This window comes from Sporosarcina ureae (assembly GCF_002082015.1).
Classification (GTDB): Bacteria; Bacillota; Bacilli; order Bacillales_A; family Planococcaceae; genus Sporosarcina; species Sporosarcina ureae_A.
On the sequence record NZ_CP015109.1, the window covers coordinates 1,482,376 to 1,503,608 of the forward strand.

Genomic DNA, 21,233 nt, shown 5'->3' on the forward strand with positions numbered 1-21,233 from the left:
CTTTTGATAGCGCTTTCAAATAATAGTTTTAATAAAATCGTACAAACAAGCAGATAACTCATTTTTACCAACTCAAAAGGTCACTCTATTCTTAATTTTAGATGACTATTTGCAAATGATCTTTTATAATTAAGTTTCTATTAAAATCCGTTAACACTTCACAGCCTGTTTCTGTTACTCTGATAGATTCGCTAATCTCCACTCCATAATCTTCAAACCACAGTCCAGGAATTAGATGGAAGGTCATATTCGGCTGTAATACCGTTAAATCACCTTTACGGATACTTGCCGTATGCTCGCCCCAATCTGGCGGATAATTCAATCCTACGGAGTAGCCAATCCTAGAATCCTTACTAATGTTATACTTTGAGATGACAGAATTCCAAGCGCGTTCAACTTCTTCACAAGTTGCGCCAGGTTTAACTGCGTCTAGCGCAGCGTTCATACCCTCTAACATTACTTTAGATGTATCCAATGCCTGCTCAGTCGGCTCTCCAATACAAACCGTTCTCGCAAGTGGCGAATGATAACGTTGATGACAACCTGCTAATTCAATGATTACCATCTCGTTGTGAGCATATTTTCTATCTGTCCATGTTAGATGAGGAGCTGCCGTATTCTTTCCCGCCGGTAACAAAGGGACAATTGATGGATAATCTCCCCCGTATTCTGTTGTCCCGCTAATCAAATCCTTATATATATTTGCTGCCACGTCACATTCCCTGACACCTTCCTGAATGGATTGAACTGCTGCATTCATACCAAGACCAGCAATTTTAGCAGCCCTTCTCATATATTCAATTTCCTTTTCCGATTTTATAATACGGACATGATTCACGAGAAGGGTTACGTCTAAGAATTGGACGTTGGGCAAATTTTGCTTGAGTTTTTCATAAGCTAGCGCTGAAAAATAAAACGAACCCATTTCTACTCCCATTCTTCTATTTGATTGACCAATTTGTTTTAAGATCTTTGCTATGAAATCCATAGGATGTTTAGAATCGGAGTGCACGTGATCTTCAGGATAAGAAATGATATTATCTTTATATAGCCATGTTGTAGCTTCTGCAGCTTTTGCATCCATTTTTCTTCCGATCCAAATCGGTTGTTCTTCATCAATAATGACGATTAACATTTGATCGACATAGAAGGACCAGCCATCATAGCCAGAAATATAATTCATATTTGCAGGATTCGTAATTAATAGTACTTCAATACCTTGTTCCAGCATTCTAGTCTTCGTCCGCTCCAACCGATCCTTATATTCTTTCAAACTAAATGGCAACATTTGATTTCCTCCTATTCAACTTCAGTAATATATTCTTGTGTACTTTAGATCACTTTTGGTTTTTAATATTGAATATTCATTGGTTGTTAGTATCTGTTGTTGACTTTTATTATAGATTCTTACTACTTGAAATTCATCTTCACTTTTGTATGAACTTTCAGATAACTTTTCATACACTTTTAATAAACCAGAAAATAAAAAAGAATCGAAAATGAATTATTTTCGATTCCTTCCTATTTCATTAGGCTAAAGCGGAGTTGTCTTCAATTTTGATAACACCTGTTGACCATACTCTAATACTGAAGTTGAGTAAGAATAAATCGTCAGGATCTTCCAGAGATAAATTCGTCAACGTTTCTATTTTTCGTAACCGGTATAATAGAGATTGACGATGAAGATTCATCTCCCGGGCTGTTTGGCTCACGTTACCGTTGTTATAGTTATACGCAATAAATGTGTTGATCAGATCCATATCTCTTTTTTCATCATATTTAACTAGGGCTGATATGGTAGATAGAGTAATATCTTGGACCTCTTCATTGATTGCTAAACTCAAAAGCAAGCGACTAATCTGTGTTTCATCAAAGTCGAGTCTCTTTCCTGTACCTCTTTGACTTCTCCCCATTTCCAATGCCGCTTGTGCTTTTTGAAAACTATCTGAAAACTTCCAAATTCCATCTTTTTCTTTTCCTATCCCCCAAGTGAACGTAACACCGGGCAATAGGTGATGGAATCTTCTTTCCACTAAGTCCAGGAACTGATGAACCGTATCAGACGTTACACTGTTCGAAGTTTCTAGAAATACAATCACTTCATCATTTTCAAATGAAAAAAGTAATTGACGCTGAATATTCTCAGCAGCATATAGCATCCCTTCTCTAATATAAATGCTCATTCGTTCCAAGTTTACTTTTTTTGATTGGGCATGCACTTCATCTCGATTGATCAATTCTTTTAGATGTGCTGGATATCCGACAATACATATATACGGAAGTTCAAGATTGTATCTGAAAAATTCAGCATGAGAAGAAATATGTTCTTCGGACATCTTTTCTCCCCTAGCCAAGTTCAATAAAAATTCATTCTGCATACGGCTTTCCGCCTTAATCACCGCACTGCTACGCGAGAACCACAAGGCAGCCGCAACTACAGCTTTCTCAGCAATTGATTCTTGTTCTTCATTCAATCTTTCACCCACTTCAGTCAATACGAAAAAGTCTCCTTTATGATCGGCATCAGAATGGATATCAAGATGAATAAGCTGCCTACCATCATGTTCTAGTCTTTTAATCTCCGAGAACACAGGATGTTGTGATTCATGAGTTGAAGTCTGGTTCTTCATTTGTTTCCACAATGCGAACACATCATTTGCATTTGCGCCGCCTGCAATCACTTCTTTTTTCTCATTACAAATCAGTATAGGATGACCCAATTCTTGTTCAATGTATTTCGTAATGTGTTCTAACGTTTTCCCTTCAAGAATCTTTTGGATTAAATATTGCTGTATATCTTTAGAACGCCTTCTATCTTGACGTTGCAGTTCATTCAACTTGGTCATAACCTCATGGACAACATCCGAAAAGCGGATTTCCCAAGGGAGTTCAATGATGACAAACTCTCTATCCTCAGCAAATCGAATAACTTCTTCTGGTATTTCAAAAACATATCTACCTGTAGCAATTACGAAAGCCGATGCTCCCGAGTCATATACATCCTTAACAAATGACATAAACTCCTCTGTCTTTTCATGGCAGCCAATTCCTGTACTAAGTACAAATTCATTCTTCCTGACGAAATTTTCAACAGGACTTTCAATGACTGAGACCCATTCGACCGATCTGTCAGCAATAAATTCTTTACCTGTTTTTATAATGGCGGACTGAAGTAAGCGAGATTCTAAAATTTCTTTGACCGATAAAAGCATCCTAGCAAGCTCCTCCCTGTAATTGCAACTTTATATTTCTTCCTAGAACTCTTTGGATCTATTGAGTTCATTTAGTAATATTCTTTATCCAAAATATTTTTAGATCGAAACGATTCATATCTCTTAGTATTTTGCCATAAAATACAATAATAAAATATACATTGAAAACGCTTACGAAGATAAAATACTCTATTTAACGTTACACTTGTTTTTTCAGATCATTAACTTCAATAAATCACAACGAAGTTTAGCGATTTTTATATTTCTTGTCTTCAGATTCATCAGCAAAACTTGCATTTTACTAACTAGACTTGAGCACCTATACGGACTTACTTGCTATTATTCACACTTTTCATCAGATTTGTCAATGCTTGGTTAATAATCGCCCTGAAAATCTAGACTATAATTTCTCATTCTAGTTATTTTATTACTGAAGACATATGTAATGTCTCGCTCGTCTCTTCTCTGATACGATATGAACCTCCTTTAATTTCAAAGGTTACTAAATATGTAAAGAGCGCTTTTGTATAGCTGCTCCAATAAAACACCGCTGGGTATTTTACCCATCTTGTCTGCATTTCATTTGAGCAAATGTCCCTCGTGCCTTTTCATGATGTTTAGAAAATGTATTAAAGCAAACAAAGACCGCTAATCCAATGATTAGCGGTTTATTACATTACTCTTCGTTATTCTACTGCGCGCTATATTTCTGTAACCCTTTATCTCGTAAAACATTTAATGTTTAATAGACTTCCACTCAATTAGTACAGGTATCATCGAAACAATTGTCCTTATATATTGCAAAATTTCCTTATCTTAATTATCTATTTAATTCAACGTGAATGAGTGCAGGTGAGGCATCTAGCTATGGAATAATATAATATTGTTTCATAGCTAGGATCTATTATTAGAATTTAGTACTTCGCAAATACATTCTGTTGCACTCACATTGGATATTTGTAAAATACCCGCTACTCAACAAGTATGAAATCCACACCACCTACACCGACATCAACTTTCAAATGAATGGTAGTATCCGAGTGCTCGTATGCTTCATTTACATAGATGCCTTTGCCTTTAGCAATTAAACCTTTTGTCCCGACGCTACCTATACCTTTTGAAACAGATAATTTAACTCCAGTCCCTTTAGGTAAGTGAACCTTCGCATCGCCCACTCCTAGGTTGATGTCCACATCAAAGCTATCCTTCCATTCGCCGCCTAGATTGATCGTCGTATCCCCCACACCAGTATCTATTGACACATGATTGAGGTGGATTCCTGCCAATCTAAGTTCCGAATCAGATATACCCATATCGACATCCAGATTCACAGGTATTTCATTTGTCAGTTGAAGATTCCAATCATTTCGATGCTTCCGCAAAGCTGATAAACCTTTCATTTTCTGCTGAATCTCTACGTATCCGACATCTCTTTTATTCTTATAGGTAACGGATGGATACCATTTTTTCACATTCGTATCAATGCCCCCCTCCACCCATTGCGTCGCACCGCCTTCAATTAGAAGATTACCAGCACCAAAACGGATTGCCACACCCAATGATTTCGCATTATCCTTTTCGATTAATAATGCACCAGAGACCCTCTCCGACTTCATCCAGTCATATGACCAAACGCTAACCATACCTAACAGTACTACCCCTACAATCACTATCAGTATTTTCCGCATAGTGGCACCCCTTTACTCTAGTATAAGTGAAACTCAATAAAGTTGAGTCCACTATATGACTGAAGTGTATATCAGACTTAAGTCTGAGCTGTATAGTATATGGAGTTTGATTGGGGATTATTTTTTTAATAGCAAAATCTACTGTCTTTAAAAATTAGCTAAATATCCAACCCAATCTATGTCTACTTAAGCTGTAATACAGAGCATTTGGTTCACGAAATCTAACTACGTTTTATCTAATCATTTTCAATTCGTATTTCTAATACAGTAGATTACACGCATACTATAAAATTAAAATCATTCAGTTAGAAGCCGTTGTAATCTAACCTCTATTCTAACAATATTAAGTTTCAATAGGACTTAAATTAGAACTATTAAATTGATATATATGTCTGTGCACTTTCCATCAACCAGATGTGAAGCAGTATTATTATTCATTGAATTATTCTTTTTTCTAATATAAAATGTTTTTTATTTTGTGCCCAATTATAAACTACAAGGCCGAACAAGATATAAATAGAATAGAATATGTATAATGAACTAAAGCTAATAATCCCCACCAATACACCTGCTAACAATGATCCTCCACTAATCCCAATGTCAAAAATTGAGAGAAAAGTAGCCATTGCTACAGGACGATGCTTTGGTTCAGAGTTTTGCAAAACGACTGTTTGAAAACTTGGGAATAATGTACCCCAGCCAGCTCCGATAAAAGCAGCCGCTATAAAAAATAACACTGCGTTAGTAGACAAACCAAGCACTAACATACCAATTGCAAATGAAACAATCGATGGAAAAATAATTGCATTGGCTCCATATTGATCATACCATCGACTAGTTAGTGGCCGTGTCAGTAAAAGTACAACTACATAAACTACAAAAAAGTAACCAGACTCTGTTCCTAATCCTTGTTCAACCGCATAAATTGCCATAAAGGAAAGAACAGACGCATAAGCAGTACCAAAAAATGCGCCGGTAATAGAAATTCGAAAAGCAGACTTTTCAAATAGTGGTGCTTTCCCTTCACTAGCGGAATGTCTGTCAAGACTTTCTTTTGGCAGACGAGTCATCAAACCGAATACTAAAGAAATTAAAGAACAAAGTGCACTTCCCCAAAATAATACATATAAATTAAATGTAGACAAAATGGTAAGACCAATAAAAGGTCCAATGACCATCCCTAAATTAGCCGACAAGATAAAGTAGCCCATGCCTTCCCCTTTTCGAGATTCCGGCACCATATCAGCTACAATGGCTACAGTAATGGTTGTCGCCATTCCAAACCCTAAACCATGAATGAAGCGTACAAAAAGAAGCAGGGGAATGGAATCGAAAAAGCTATATAGAAACGATGCAATGGTAAAAAGAAATAAAGACAAAATCAACATGAATCGTTTGCCATACCTCTCAATCCACTGTCCCATAAAAGGTCTAATAATTATAGCAGCACCAATATAAATGGTGGTAAACAGGCCAGCTACAGTTCCTGTCGAGCCATAATGAGAGATTGCGACTGTTGGTAATGTGACAAGTAAAGCAAAATACGTCATAATAAAAAAAAAGTTCAATATAGATATAAGGATAAAATTTCTAGTCCACAATTTTTCAGTACTCATTGAAAACACACCTCACAAATAATTGTGACACATTGCAAGCGTAACGTTGTCCTTCAAGTAACATCTAACTAATTAGTTTCTAATTGATTAGTTAGATGTTATTTCGCTTAAATTATTCTTTCAAAGGAGCATGCTCTTGTACTTATCCTTGACAGAATTTATTATTCTTTAATCGTTAACGCTCTTAATTCTTCTTCTAATTCGGGTACTTCTTTGCCTAAGTACTCCCATTCAGTATCATAAGCTAAATTTAAGAACTTCTCTTCTTCCGCTTTTGGTAATTTGAAAAGTTCAACGCCCGCTTTTTCTAATTCGGCAATTTCCTCTTTATCTAGTTGTTCATAATAGTCAACCATTTCTTTTTCATAATTCGCTGTCGCCACAATAATCGCGTCGCGGTCTTCCGACGAAATCTCTTTCCATTTATCATCGTTCATTAGGATTGTACAGTTTTGCGTCCAAAATGGGTGATCTAAAACGTACTTAGATGAATCAGTCCATCCGTCTTTTCTAGGTCCATTAAATCCTCCATACACAAATCCATCAACAACACCAGTTTGTAAAGATGTATAAACTTCTGAAGGGTCAATCATTGAAGAATTAATTCCAAGCTTTTCAAAAAAACGAATGTAGTTTGGAGCTGACCGTATTGGTAGGTTCTTCAAATCATCAACGCTATCAATTGGCTCGTTTAGCCATAACCTCGGTGAACCTGTTAACCATCGGCCTATATATTTAACATTCAGTTTTCCATGTCGTTCATCCATTAGATCATAAAATCCATTTTCTCTTTCTTCCCACGGTGTCAATTGCGATAAAGCAATGCTAAGTGTTTCAGGTGCAAGTGATTGATATTGTCCAATATACGTAAAGTTAATATCCATTACACCAGAATTCATTGCCTCAAACTGCTCACCAATAGGGATTACATCAGCACCACCACGCCAATTCACCTGTACTCTACCATCCGTCACGTCTTCTACCGTATCAATCCAATTATGAAGCGTAGCAGTTAAAGGATGATCTTTTGGCAAAAAACTTACAGCATTTAATGTCATTCCCTTCGAATTACCACCTTTTTCCTTATCCTCTCCATTGTTATCAGAGCAGGCCGTTAAAAGTAAAAGCAGTAGAATGGGTAAGATCATATGATATAATTTAAAGTTTTTCATTGTGTTTGAGTCTCCTATTATATATATTTTTATGAAATTTATTATTTAACAAAGCTTGGTAACCATAACGTCAATGATGGGAACATAATCATTAATCCCATTATTGCTAAGTTCAAGATAATAAATGGAATAACCGCTATATAAATCTCTTTTATTGATATAGAGTCTTTTGGAATAACTGCTTTCATCGCAAAAAGATCCATTCCAAAAGGTGGTGTAATCGTAGCTACTTGCATATTCAAAAGCATAATTGCTCCAAACCATAGAGGATCAAAACCCATTGAGTTTGCAATTGGCATCAGTACTGGAAGAGTCATCATCATTATCGATAGAGGTTCCATAAAACAACCAAGTATGAGCAATACTACTTGAATAATGATTAATATAATAATTGGTTGAAAGTCTAAATTTCCAACCAGTTGTACCAAACCTTGTGTAACACCTGTATAGCTCAGAATTTGACTAAAAGTAGTAGAACCAATAATAATCATAAAAATCATTACACTGGACCTTAATGTTCCAGTTAGAGAATCCCAGAACTTTCCCCAAGTTAAACCACCATAGAAACAAGACAATACAATTGTCCCCAATGCTCCTAAAACTGCACTTTGTGTTGGTGTGGCAAATCCAAGTATAATAACTCCTAATAGTAAGAAGACGATCACGCCAAGCGGTAAAATATATTTCACAGTTCCAATTAACTTCTCAGACAAAGTTACTTTCTCTACGTCATAAACAGGGGCTAGCTCTGGTTGTAAATAACATCGAATTACTATATATAATACAAATATAATCGCTAATAAAAGGCCAGGTATTACAATTGCAAATAAAAAATGTCCGACAGGTATTGACGCAAGAGAAGCAAGTAATATACCTAATGCCGTTGGTGGAATCATAGTTGCAAGACCCGCGCTACCTAAAATGGGTCCAACAGTCATTGCGGGACTATAACCCTTTTTCTGCATATCTGGAACTAGTAATGATCCCAGTAAAGCTGTGCTTGCTACACTTGAACCACTAAGCACTGAAAATAAGGTACCGCTGCCAACTGCAACAATACTTAATCTACCTGGTAAATTTCCAAACCATTTTCCAACTGCATCGAAAACTTTAAAGCCTAACCCAGTTCGAAACATGATCTCTCCCATTAAAATAAACATAGGAATAGGTAGCAAAGAAAACTTCGAAACTGAAGAAAACATATTTAAAATTAATTGGTTGAGACCAGCTTCCCCATTCCATAATATGATTACACCGACTATATTAATTGTTAGAAATGAGAATGCAATTGGTAAACCTATCATAAATAAAACAAACATACTGCTAAAAACAAGTACCAAAACACCCCACCATTCCATCTAATTACCTCCTATCTTTTCTCAGTTCGAAATTTAAGTTTATTTATTGCAGATAAGAGATTTCTGATGAATTGTATGAATACAAATAGAAAACCTATTGGTATTAATACAATGAGCAAAGAGCGGGGTATTTCCAAAATAGTCTCTGTCTTTATATCTCTCATATATAAGTTCCACGTTGCCAATAATCCATATACCGTAATAACCAAAGAAATCAATGCCCCAATGCAAGAATTCAAAATTTCTATCCGTATTCTATTTTTTTCACCAAGTCTATTTATTAGTAAATCTAATTTAATATGGCCATCCTCTTTCAATAACCAGGCCACGCCAAGAAATGTTAATAGAACTAAAAGATACTCAGAAACTTCTAATATCCAAGGGAATTGGTAGCTGAAAAATTTGGATGAAACAATATCTATAATTATTAACAAACTAATAATGACAATTACAATCCTACCCAATACGGCCATAAAGTTCATGATAGAATCTAAAAGCTTGTTTATTGTCAATAGCAAATTTATCTCCCCCTTTACACATCAATTACCTCGCTATGAATAAGTTTAATTAAGCTAGATCTTTTCACCTATTCATACTACTCCTCACTACAAAAAGATTGAAAAACCTCCTAAATATGTATTGTTTTTAAGAGGTTTTTTAGAGGTTTTTTAGTGAATTAAGAAAATCTATTCACAATCTTTCGTTTTTTGATGCACTTCAATCTCTCGGAATACTTATGAATTTTCTACATTACAACAAAGCAATAAATCTTGTTAGCACAATCAATTAATATTCACTAATTTACCTTCTATCTTCTTAACAAGCGTTATTTATCTCAATTAATTTAACTTTACCCAATATAGTTCCTATTCATTTTCAAAGCCTGTACCCATTGCTGTGATCGTTCATAGCAGTCCCCAATTTCAAGTATTTTTTTATCAGAAAATGGCTTTCCGATTATTTGAAGCCCAACTGGAAGTTGCGATTGCGTGAATCCACATGCAACAGAAAGTGCTGGAAAGCCTAAGATATTTGCAAGTGGTGTTTTGCCAAGTGTAAACATATTACTTATTGCCTGTTCGGGAACCATCGTACCTATCTCAAATGGCGATTGGACGTTTGTCGGTCCGATTAGCCCATCAATTCCACTCATCTGTCTCATCGTATTTTGCACAAAGCTCTTTCGCGTGCGCTGGGCATTAATATAATCAGTTGCTGAAATATCTCGGCCAAATTGAAACCGGTATTTCAAATCATCTCCGTACAAATCACCATGTTTCTTTAATAACGGATCATGGAAAGATACGACTTCAGATTGAGCAATAGTTTTCAAACTATTAAGTGCCTCATTAATCCCAGGTAATTCAATTGGAACTATTTCAGCGCCAAGGAACTTTAATTGATCAAAAGCTTGTTCAATTACATGCCTTACACCTGGATCAATACCCGAAAACATATACGGCTCATAGAAACCTAGTGTAATCCCTTTCAAATTCTTTAATGAATCTTTGAAATAAGTTACATGATTTTTCTTAACTGAAGAGTCATCTTTTGGATCATAGCCTTTCATAGCCTCAAGCATAATAGCAGCATCTTTTACAGTTCTTGTCATAGGTCCAACATGGTCAAGCGACCAACTAAATGGAAAGCCCCCATGCCGACTTACTAATCCATAAGTAGGTTTAAATCCGACCGTTCCACACATAGCTGCAGGTAGCCGAACAGATCCTGCTGTATCTGTCCCAATTGAACCAAAAGCCATCCCTGTAGCTGTTGCAACAGCAGAACCCCCACTTGAACCGCCGGGTATCTTTGTCATATCCCAAGGGTTTTTTGTATTTCCGTAATGAGAATTTTCGGTTGTCGCCCCCATAGCAAATTCATGAAGATTTGCCTTACCTATAATAATAGCCCCTGCTTCCTTCATTCTTTGAACAGCAGTGGCATCTTCATCAGGTATCCAATTTTGAAAGATTTTTGACCCCCCTGTTGTACAAACTCCTTCTGTTTGTAACAAATCTTTTACTGCAATAGGAATACCATGTAAAGGTCCACGAATTTCACCATTTTGTAGCTCGTTTTCAAGTACTTTTGCTTGAATAAGCGCATCCTCTTCCATCACTGTGATAAAAGCTGTTAGGGCAGGATCATACTCATTGATTCGAGCAAGTGTTAATTTTGTTAATTCTACTGGAGAGACTTTTTTCTTTTGAATCAACGAACTTACTGACTCTATAGTTTCAAATAGAAGTTCACTCATCATTATCCTCCTTGAAATTTTCAAGCATAAAAGTAAAAGCAGGTTCACTAGACAAAATTTCTGATTCGTCTATTCCAATAATGTTAATTAAGTAATCATTTAAATTCACTTAAAAATCCTCCTTTCATCAAGTTAGCGATTTCTATGACATGCTAACTTGAATAGGTTTGATTTCATGTATATTCGTGGCATCACTTGTAAAAGACTGAAGATATTTAGACTAATAAAGTAACCCTACTATAATAAAAATAATATGATTTGTGGAAACGTAATTAATAGCGCTATAAATGCGACATATGCTACTAGGAAGTATGAAACGCCCTTAAATACGGTTGTGATTGGTGTCTCCTTGGTTAGTCCTTGTACTACGAAGACATTCACACCAACTGGTGGAGTAATAGCTCCCATACTAGTCACTACACAGAGTAGAACCGCAAACCAGATTGGATCATAACCAAGTGCTAATACGGTTGGGTAAAAAATTGGAATGGAGATAATTAAAAATCCTAGTGCATCCATGATTGAGCCACCAATGACATAAACAATCAAAATAGCAATTAGCACAAATATTGGTGCGACCGGAAGATTTGTCACCCATTCAGCTACTGTATATGGAAGTCTTGTAACTGTTAAAAACCTACCGAACACCATAGCTCCTACTACGAGCATTAATACCATTGCAGATGATCGGAGAGTACCTGCCATCGCTTCAAGAAAGTTTCCTCTTGTCATCTTTCCCATTAATAAGGAAATAACAATTGCACCGAATGCACCGAATGCACCGGATTCAGTCGGTGTGAAAAACCCAAAAAATAAACCACCGATAACAAAGACAAATAATCCCGCAACAGGAATAACACCTACCAAAGATAGGAGTCTTTCCCTTATGCTAGATTTTCCACCAGCTGGTCCAAGTGTTGGTGACTTTGCACAAAGGTAGACAACTGTTGTAATCAAGAGTGTTGTTAAGAAAATACCAGGGATTATACTCGCTACAAATAGTTCCCTGACCGATACTTCCATTTGTAAGGCAAGAACGATTAGTACTGTACTTGGCGGGATAATAATACCAAGTGTTCCTCCCGTTGCAACGCTTCCGGTACTAAGTGCCTTATCATACTTATATTTTTCAAGTTCCGGGAGAGCCATCGTTCCCATTGTTGCAGCCGTTGCTGAATTGGATCCACAGATAGATGCAAACCCTGCACTTGCTAAAATAGTTGTACTTGCCATTCCACCACGAAAATGTCCAACCCATTTATACGCCGACTCAAACATTTTCTCTGTAATCCCTGTTCTAAACACAATTTCTCCCATTAAAATATAAAGCGGAATAACACTTAGTGAGTAACTAGAAAACTGATTCCATAAATCAGCGCTTAAAACATTAAATGCCGCCTTAGGTGAGACAGCTACTATCAGTCCTATAAAGCCAACAATAAACATCGTAAAACTTATTGGCATCCGTAAAAACATAAATATGAATAATGTCAGGATTCCCAGTATCGCTAAAAGATTCATATCCATTTCAGGATGCCTCCTTCCATAACAAAATTGTTTCCTTCACAATTGCTAAGACTAATCCTATGAATCCAATAGAACTTAAGATTACAATTGGATAAAATGAAAATTGTATTGTTTGGGATACTACACCGTTGTCTCCCAGGTTGATACCGAAAAGTAAAAGTTGCCAAGCCGCCATTAGAAAAAAGGAAATGCTTATAACATTCATAAAGGTATGAATGATTCTCTGTAAAATAGATGGAAACTTATCCAACAACATATCAATATAGACATGTCCTTTATTTAATTGTGTATAACCTAGAGCAAAAATACCTGTAACCGCTCCAAGCCAACTGACAATCTCGACTGTTCCTGCAATTGGATCCGAGAACATACGCTTAATAGAATTAAATACAATTAATAACATCATCGATATTAAAGCGATGCCAGCAACAACAGCTAGAAATCGGTTTAAATAGTCAGTAGTCTTAATAAACAGGTTTGATGTATTAACTACTTTTTCTTGAGGGATGTCTCTTGGGAATGAAGTGCTTTCAATATCGAATTCTATTATTTGCTCGTTTCTCATTCTTGAACCTCCATATCTAAGGAATAACTCAATCAGTGTTATTGTATTTCTCGATTAACCCTTCCATCTCCTCCAAGTACTCTTCTGCTGGAAGACCTTCTTTTTGTACTTCTTCAACAAATTCTTTTTGCATATCGCTAAGCTTTTTATCCCATTTCTTTTTCTCTTCTTCTGATAATTCAACAACTTCCAACCCCTCGGAATCTATACTCCATTCTAAGGATTCACGAACATGATTATCTAAGTAATCTCCAGTAAATTCAGTCATCTCGACATTCAGTTCCTCAATCACTGCTTGAATGTCCTTCGGAAGTGAATCCCACTTATTTTTGTTCATGACAGCAATAAATGTATTTAGTGCTAATGGATAGTCTGTAACATATTCAACTATCTCCGCTAATTTTGAATCTTTAAGTATCTCTCTGGAAGATACATAACCTTCGACAATTCCTGTTTGCAATGCTTCTGGTACTTCCGCTTGAGACATTCCTACAGGTGCAGCTCCAAGTTCCGACATAATTGGCGCAAGAGCACCAGCTATACGGAGCTGTTTTCCTTTTAAGTCATGTAAAGACTTTATAGGCTTTTTACTTTGTATATATGCTGGTTCAGTAGCAAACGTAGTGATGATTTTAAAGTTATCAAGTGCCTCTGGCGGATAATTATTAACAAGTTCAGCAGTTACTTTACTGGCAACAGTTGCATTTTTATATCCAGACGGCATATCTGATATTGATAAAAGTGGAAATCTACCTGGTTCATACGATGTAGAAGTTAACCCTATATCGGCTGTACCATTTTCTACTCCGTCATACATATTATTGGCTTCCAATAGAGTTCCACCGGAAAATAAATCAACTTGGACTTTTCCATCTGTTCTATCCTCGAGACGTTTTTTCCACTCTTCCATTTGAACAGCTGGAAATGTGTTAGGTGGTGCAAAAAAAGCATAACTCAGTTTAATGATCTCCTCATCATTTTTCGTATCTGCTTTCCCTTCATTTCCGCCACATGCAGCCAAAGTAATGATCGACAGAAATAAAGACATTGAAATAAGTAACCTTCTCATTCTTCCACTCCCCTTTTAAGTAGTACTAGAGAACTTAAACTCGCTTTCTTATTGATTTTCTACTAAGAAAAATGGTCGACCAATTGATGCTTCAAGTCGGAAATATCGATCTATGCCTGCATTGCGAAATGAATGTGTCATATTTGTTACCGTTTGTAAATCAGGCACATTATATAGGAAGCATGCATGCCAATGGTTGGGTCCAGCGTGCCCAGCCGTTAAAATATCACGATCGAATGTCCCTAATAATTCCGATCCATTACTTTCCCATTCTTTTATAATAGATTTTAGTATGGGTAAAAGTTCTTGTTCCTTTTGTTCCTGTGTGGTATCGAACCATCCAGTTGATTCAAACGTAATGAAGACTCGTAGTGGATTAGGTATTTGTGGTGCTCCGTGTACAATTTTTTTCAATTTCTCCAGCTCCTTTTAGTGTATAAACATACTTACCTCATTAATAACCCGCCATTAATATCAAACGTAGAACCCGTTATATAACCAGCAGTATCTGATGCAAGGTATGAAACCATGTTGGCAACTTCCTCTGCTTTACCAAATCTTTGAACTGGTATACTTTCTTTCATTTTCTCCAATTTACATGAATCAATATTGTCCATTTCAGGAGTCTGAATAGCTGCTGGTGCAACTGCATTAACCGTGATACCTTGACCAGCCAGTGATCTCGCAAAGGATTTTGTAAGCATAATTTGACCTGCTTTTGAAGCGCAATAATGTGCTCCCGACGTAACCGGACCTGCTTGTCCCCCAAAAGATGAAATATTAATAATACGACCACTCTTTTGTTGTTTCATTGTATCTAGTACAGCCTGAGAGTAGAAAAATGTCCCCCCAAGATTCACTGACAATATTAAATTCCATTCATCCTCTGTAATATTTTCGACAGAAGTTTCTTTTCGAACACCTGCGTTGTTTATTAACACATCAATTCTACCCCAACGCTCCATTATCGTTTGTACACTTTCTTTGATTGCGCTTACATTTGATACATCAACAGTAAGAAACATCATTTTAGAAGATTCGTACTGGTTTAATGGATCCATATTCTTCACTTCATTTAATAATTCTCCATTTACATCAATAAAAACAACATGCTTCCCTTCCAAAAGAAATTTTTGGGCAATGGCAAGACCTAACCCTTGGGCAGCACCTGTTACAACGACTACTTGATTTACCGCATTTTTTTGCACAGTTACATTACCCCCTATCTTCATTTAATCAGTTTAGAATTATATACTGCTAATCACATTTGATGTGTTCTTACGTTACTTTAAATTAGTATTTCCTTCATAACTCTCATAGCATTCTGACCAGAAGCTTTAGTGATATCTTCAATTGAGTAATTCTGTTTTATCATCCAACTAATCATATTCTTTACAGCTTCTACCGGATTTTCAAGTCCTTCAACATAAGGTGATTCTTTAAATACTTCTCCGCTATGCGAGGCTGAAATCCCCAATATATCGTCAAATGCATGTTGTAAGGCAACATGATCTCCAAAGAATGTATCTGGGCCAAAACCAACATGATTTATCCCGACTAAACCGACAAGATACTCAAAATGTTCCATTACTGATTGTATAGAATGTTTAGGTGAACGTTTTGTTAACGTTGTGTTTGGCGCAGCACAAACCCCGATGATGCCACCTTTTTCAGCACACGCTTGTAACACATTATCTGGTTTCATTCTTGGTGTATTCCATAATGCACGTGCTCCTGCATGAGTCATGAAAACAGGGTCCCGACTTTCTGCAATTACATCTAAACTTGTTTGGTCACCGCAATGAGAAATATCAATTATCATACCTAATGTGTTCATTCTCTCAACCACACGACGTCCAAAGTTCGTTAATCCACCATCACGTTGCTCAATAAGTCCTGAACCAAGTGTATTTGCCTCGTTATAAGTGATGCCCATACATCGAATACCAAAGCCATAGAGAATATCTACACGATCTAACTCATTCTCTAAGATGCTTGCCGCTTCTAAAGAAGGCAAAAGTGCCGTTTGTTTCAATTGCTTCGCCTTCGTTAAATCATTATAGGACCGTGCAATGAAAACTGTACTTTGACGTTGAATGTCTGCATATCTCATACCTAGTAGATAAATAACATCATCCCACTTCAAACCATTTTTTGAAGTAATGGTTGCAATACCATCCATAAAATTCTCGAAAATGATATCGATTCCGGATTTCGCAATTCCTTCATAGTGGAAAAAGGTATGTAATTCCCCGCAGTAAGGCAAAATATCTTCATAATCTTCAGGTACTACAAACCCATGATCTCTTAGTGAAACAATTGGCTTCCCATTCATGATTTCATTTAGCTTATTCTCTTCTTCTACTGTTAGATGAAGAGAATAAGCAGGAGTACGGTCTAATTCGGTTGCCAAATTATACCGTTTATAGTCCTTGTTTGCTTTTAGATAGCTAAATGACGTATATCCCTCGTAATGCTTTATATTCATTGTTGTTCTACTACCTGTTTTTTCTTTTCAAACTGCTCTTTTAATGGAAATGCTTCCTGCCACTTTTTCGCATTATCATCATAAAGCCCTTCACTATACAACGTTTTTAGTGATTTGTTTTCCAATGAAAGCGGATCTTGCCCCTCTTGGAACGCCTTTGCTTGTTGTAGTAATATGCGACGCATATGAATAATCGGTAAGTCACTTGTTCCCAATCGTTCCCGTGTACGGTCTACAATTGTCCCCATTGTTTCTGTAGCTGCATGATCCTGGTTGGCAATCCCGCGAATACCAGTGAAATTACCAGTCTTTTGCAAGTTCCGGTCTTGATTGTATTCGACGTCTGAATTGACTACTTTTCTAAGATCTTCATCCAATTTCAAACCACGGCGGGCATGTTGGGCTTCCACGTCAATCTTCCGATCATGTGCGAATTGCACATCCCACGTCCATGTACTATGGTCATCCCGCGGAACAAAGGCATGCCACATACCGTCTTCTCCACCAAAGCGTGGCGGATATGTGTAGAACGGGAAAATGTAATGAATCTCCATAAAAGCATTCTCTTCTTCTGTTCCAATTCCAACTGCGATGCATCGCTTCCCATAGTTCGTGTCTTGTACTGATTGTTTTACAGGAGGATTTTTTACAAGTGGATGATTTGGATCGATACCTAAATCACTACTTAAAATTCCGTCTTCCACTTCTTGTGTTGCATGTGCTTTATGCAAAAATGCCGCATGAACAAAATCTAAATCATTTTCCATCGCTTGTGCATAGTTACATTCCTGCCATACCCGTTCTACCAAATTGTTTTCCCGCGGAAGACCCATCCAATAGAAATCTGGGAAAGCAGGTTCCGATTCTTTAGGTCCCATGTACGTCCAAATAATTCCGCTTACTTCTTTTGTGGGATAACTCGTTAATTGAATCGATTCTCTGAACTTTCCATCAGTCGGTTCCGAAGGAATCTCCATACATTCTCCATCCGTATTGAACTTCCAACCATGATACATACATCTAAGACCGCAACCATCGTTAATTCCATAGTAAAGTGAAGTGCCACGGTGTGGACACCGCTCATCTATGAGGCCCACCTTACCTTCTGTGTCACGAAATGCGACTAAGTCTTCACCTAGCAACTTCACGCGTTGTGGCTTGCCGTCACTTACCAACTCCTCTGTTTGAAGTGCTGGTATCCAATATCTACGAAACACGTCACCCATGGGTGTTCCTGCATCTGTTTGGGTTAGTAACTGGTTATCTTCTGGTGTTAACATATGATTATGCCCTCCCTATTTACTATTCTCTCTTATGCCAATTCTGCTTGCATAACCTGTTCAATTTTCCCGCGGAAAAAGAGCAATGGCTCAGCTGTAGCATCATAGGAAGCATTTTTCACGTAACCTGTCACAATATAATGATCTCCGCCTTCAATAACTTCCGCTACATTACACTCAATTGTAGCTAGATTGCCATTTAGTAAGGGAACTCTATCTTCCGATAATGTATACGATGCACCAACGAATTTGTCATCAGCTCTTTTTGCAAATCTCCAGCATTCTTCTTCCTGTTCTTTTTGTAGTATGTTAATGGCAAAAGGAATATCTTTTTTTAATGTTTGCAAACTGCTAGACTTTTTATCAATACAAACCAATACTAAAGGTGGATCTAATGACACCGACGAAAATGCATTCGCTGTTAGCCCAATTTTTTCACCTTTATCAGTAGTTGTAGTTATTACTGTGACACCTGTTGCAAAATTCCCAAGTGTATTTCGAAATTCTCTTGAATCCATATTAATTCCTCCTCTAATTTAAAAAACCTTTATCTTTCCAAGTAACAGGAAAATTTGTAGTGCCATTTGAATCTCAAAGCGGCTATTGGAATTTGAGAGTTCCACAGAAAGTAATTCCTCTATTCTCAATATTCTGTATCGCATTCCACTAATCGAAATTGACATTTCACGTGCAGTTTTATGCAAATTAAACTCATTTTGTGAGTAATAAAACAGCGTTTCTAATAGCTCAGAATTCTTTTTGTTATCGTATTCAATGATTTCTTTTAATTTCAATGTGGCAAAGGATTCCAATTCCTTTGGTTCTCTAGCATTTAAAAATAATGTTAAATTACCTAATTCACTTGATAAAATAACTCCTGAATCTCTTGACCGAAATTTTGCTAATTCGACAGCTTTCTTGGCTTCTTTAGCTCGATTATTAAAATCAGTAATCTTTTCTGTTTTGTCACTTATGCCAATGCAAATTTGTTTTTCTTGGACATCGATGTTTTTTAATAACCGCTCACCAAATTCTTGTATAGTCACTTTTTCATTTTCCAAAAATTGTTGTGGAACAATTGTCTGCACAGTATTCAATTTGGTTAGGACAGGCACATTCGACGTATACTTATTCTCATTTTGAAACAAGCTTGTTAGCTGCCGCCTAATTCTTAAATAGTCATAATTCAAATTATCTTCTTCATTTATCATTCGATCATTTATTTCAATGTAAATGATGTAATGGGGTTGTTTAAGATCATAACCAAGGTAAGAAAACCTATTAAAAACATCCCCAACATCTGTACTTTTTCCATTTAATAATTGCTCAAGTAGTTCCCCTTTGAGTCGTTGTTCTGTTTCAATTGCAACTCGTTGGTTTTGCATATACAAAGCAACCACAACTGCTACCCGTTCTAGTAAATCTATGTGATAATTATCACTTTTTTTGTTTAATGCAATTGTAATAAACCCATAAATCTTATTTTCAAGTATGATTGGCGTAGTCAATAATTTAAATGTTTTATCTTTGAGTTCCGTTTCAACGAACTCAGGAATGCTTTCATTACTCTCATCCCAGAAATTCCTCGCTGACATATTCTTTTCCATACCAGGATTATCACCGTTTTTTCCAAGAACTTCATAATTCATATTTTCGATCAAAACTGGGCAATGTAAACTCTTTCCGAGAATCTCAGCAAATTCTGTGAATCCGCCTCCCTGAAGCATTACCTTTGTTAAATTACGGCTTAACGAGTAACCCGTTTCGAGTCTTTCTTTCTGACGTTCTACTTTTCGATACATTTGATCAAGTTCACCTGACATATCTTCGTCTTCGTAGTATAGAAGTTCTTCAGAGATTTCATCTCCCCATTCTTCTACTGTTTTCCCAATGTAGCTGCAGTGGTCATCTCCCTTGCCCTTACATTTTACTTCTTTAAAAATAATTCTCTTTCCTAAACACTCACTTGTATAACCACTTGCATAGCCAATTAAGAAATAACAAATGGGTTCTACATGCATCGGAAAATGTTCTAAATGCTGTTTGACTTCCGAGGAATCAATCCAGTATCCACAAACATTGAATTGGCCTTTCTCTATGTCTACATTGAACTTATCAGGATAAGATAGAGATCGTCCTGTTAAATCATGCATCTTAGAACCTGCAATCAGCCATTCCAAATCATTTTCCCACTTAATTTTTTCTTTTAATATACGCGCTTCATGCATTCCAGACCGATAAGCATATCTCAATATGAATCTTTTAGCCCTCTGAATTCCCAATGCATTGATTAAGTCTGCGCGAAGTACCGCCCAGCCGTCCATACTCGTTAATCCAAAGTTCAAATCCTGAAGACCTTCACCCAGCTTTGTCGAGATAGTTAGTAAATCATTAAGAGTAAGTTCACTAGCTTTAAGCTTCAAATCAATCATCCTCATCAAGTCGTTCAGGTAAATGTCGTTCAGCAAAATTGGAGAGGCTTTCCTTTACGCCTTTTTTACCAAATTGTAAAAAGAGTTTTTTTTCATTGTAAAATCCTTGTGTTAGCAAATAGCGTAAATAGTTATCCATTGCCCGACGTCGTGAAATAATATCTTTCATTCCATATTCGAAGAGCCAACTATCAATCACATTAAATATTCCCCGGTTAATAGAATAACTCTTTGCACACCAGTCAAAAAACCTCCTATCTGGCAAATGAAAGAGATCTTCCATTTGTTCTTGCGAAGGGAATACACTCATTTCTATTGCATACATATTTGACCCTCCTTTAATTTACTAACCGCGAAAGGTAGTTTGCATGGGAAGAAACTGTTTATCCCATGCAAATTTATCCATCGTTGAATTCTTTTCATAAAATGTCAATAATGTATATTGAAAGCTTATACTTTTTTCTACACTGCCGTTATCTTTAGCTGTGTACAGAGCTTGGTTGTAATTGCACTTTGATGTATGTCTACACCTCTACATGACAGCGCTTTCAAATAATATTTCAGAA

General features: G+C 36.6%; 18 protein-coding genes. All 18 read right to left on the reverse strand.

Features of this window, described 5'->3' with window-relative positions:
* Positions 1-97: 97 nt before the first annotated feature.
* The 18 genes from SporoP17a_RS07335 to SporoP17a_RS07420 all read right to left on the reverse strand — a co-directional run bounded on the left by SporoP17a_RS07335 (position 98) and on the right by SporoP17a_RS07420 (position 20,992).
* Positions 98-1,288 carry a M24 family metallopeptidase gene (locus SporoP17a_RS07335; RefSeq protein WP_083034079.1) on the reverse strand — a complete coding sequence of 397 codons (1,191 nt, stop codon included), beginning with the start codon at positions 1,286-1,288 and terminating at the stop codon, positions 98-100.
* A gap of 241 nt (positions 1,289-1,529) precedes the next feature.
* A complete protein-coding gene (locus tag SporoP17a_RS07340) occupies positions 1,530-3,212 on the reverse strand; it encodes a PucR family transcriptional regulator (protein ID WP_083034080.1) in 1,683 nt (560 codons plus the stop codon).
* A gap of 971 nt (positions 3,213-4,183) precedes the next feature.
* Entirely contained in the window at positions 4,184-4,900 is a 717-nt protein-coding gene (locus SporoP17a_RS07345; RefSeq protein ID WP_083034081.1) for a toast rack family protein, read from the reverse strand.
* A 434-nt stretch (positions 4,901-5,334) separates the two neighbouring features.
* Positions 5,335-6,516, reverse strand: a complete 1,182-nt coding sequence (locus SporoP17a_RS07350; RefSeq protein ID WP_083034082.1) for an MFS transporter — start codon at positions 6,514-6,516, stop codon at positions 5,335-5,337.
* Between the two features lie 161 nt (positions 6,517-6,677).
* The gene (gene dctP / locus SporoP17a_RS07355; protein ID WP_083034083.1) at positions 6,678-7,688 is read right to left on the reverse strand and encodes a TRAP transporter substrate-binding protein DctP; all 1,011 of its coding nucleotides are present in this window, start codon (positions 7,686-7,688) and stop codon (positions 6,678-6,680) included.
* Positions 7,689-7,729: 41 nt separating this feature from the next.
* The gene (locus tag SporoP17a_RS07360; protein WP_083034084.1) at positions 7,730-9,046 is read right to left on the reverse strand and encodes a TRAP transporter large permease; all 1,317 of its coding nucleotides are present in this window, start codon (positions 9,044-9,046) and stop codon (positions 7,730-7,732) included.
* 11 nt (positions 9,047-9,057) lie between these two features.
* The gene (locus SporoP17a_RS17320; RefSeq protein ID WP_420542202.1) at positions 9,058-9,528 is read right to left on the reverse strand and encodes a TRAP transporter small permease; all 471 of its coding nucleotides are present in this window, start codon (positions 9,526-9,528) and stop codon (positions 9,058-9,060) included.
* A gap of 368 nt (positions 9,529-9,896) precedes the next feature.
* Positions 9,897-11,306 (reverse strand): amidase, encoded by a 1,410-nt coding sequence (locus tag SporoP17a_RS07370; RefSeq protein ID WP_083034086.1) that lies wholly within the window; start codon positions 11,304-11,306, stop codon positions 9,897-9,899.
* A gap of 237 nt (positions 11,307-11,543) precedes the next feature.
* The gene (locus SporoP17a_RS07375; RefSeq protein ID WP_083034087.1) at positions 11,544-12,833 is read right to left on the reverse strand and encodes a TRAP transporter large permease; all 1,290 of its coding nucleotides are present in this window, start codon (positions 12,831-12,833) and stop codon (positions 11,544-11,546) included.
* A 1-nt stretch (position 12,834) separates the two neighbouring features.
* Positions 12,835-13,398, reverse strand: coding sequence for a TRAP transporter small permease (locus SporoP17a_RS07380; RefSeq protein WP_083034088.1), 564 nt, complete (start codon positions 13,396-13,398; stop codon positions 12,835-12,837).
* A 28-nt stretch (positions 13,399-13,426) separates the two neighbouring features.
* A complete protein-coding gene (locus SporoP17a_RS07385) occupies positions 13,427-14,467 on the reverse strand; it encodes a TRAP transporter substrate-binding protein (protein ID WP_083034089.1) in 1,041 nt (346 codons plus the stop codon).
* A 48-nt stretch (positions 14,468-14,515) separates the two neighbouring features.
* Entirely contained in the window at positions 14,516-14,881 is a 366-nt protein-coding gene (locus SporoP17a_RS07390; RefSeq protein WP_083034090.1) for a hypothetical protein, read from the reverse strand.
* Positions 14,882-14,913: 32 nt separating this feature from the next.
* Positions 14,914-15,675 carry an SDR family NAD(P)-dependent oxidoreductase gene (locus tag SporoP17a_RS07395; RefSeq protein WP_237262403.1) on the reverse strand — a complete coding sequence of 254 codons (762 nt, stop codon included), beginning with the start codon at positions 15,673-15,675 and terminating at the stop codon, positions 14,914-14,916.
* Between the two features lie 80 nt (positions 15,676-15,755).
* On the reverse strand, positions 15,756-16,955 hold the full coding sequence (locus SporoP17a_RS07400) for a dipeptidase (protein ID WP_083034092.1): 1,200 nt from the start codon (positions 16,953-16,955) through the stop codon (positions 15,756-15,758).
* On the reverse strand, positions 16,952-18,235 hold the full coding sequence (locus SporoP17a_RS07405) for a Rieske 2Fe-2S domain-containing protein (RefSeq protein ID WP_083034093.1): 1,284 nt from the start codon (positions 18,233-18,235) through the stop codon (positions 16,952-16,954). The genes SporoP17a_RS07400 and SporoP17a_RS07405 overlap by 4 nt, the downstream gene beginning before the upstream one ends.
* 32 nt (positions 18,236-18,267) lie before the next feature.
* A complete protein-coding gene (locus tag SporoP17a_RS07410) occupies positions 18,268-18,753 on the reverse strand; it encodes a flavin reductase family protein (RefSeq protein ID WP_083034094.1) in 486 nt (161 codons plus the stop codon).
* An 18-nt stretch (positions 18,754-18,771) separates the two neighbouring features.
* Complete coding sequence (locus SporoP17a_RS07415; protein WP_167693396.1) at positions 18,772-20,658, reverse strand: XylR N-terminal domain-containing protein; 1,887 nt, start codon at positions 20,656-20,658, stop codon at positions 18,772-18,774.
* 1 nt (position 20,659) lies between these two features.
* Positions 20,660-20,992: a hypothetical protein gene (locus SporoP17a_RS07420; RefSeq protein ID WP_083034096.1), complete on the reverse strand. Its 333-nt coding sequence runs from the start codon at positions 20,990-20,992 to the stop codon at positions 20,660-20,662.
* Positions 20,993-21,233 lie beyond the last annotated feature (241 nt).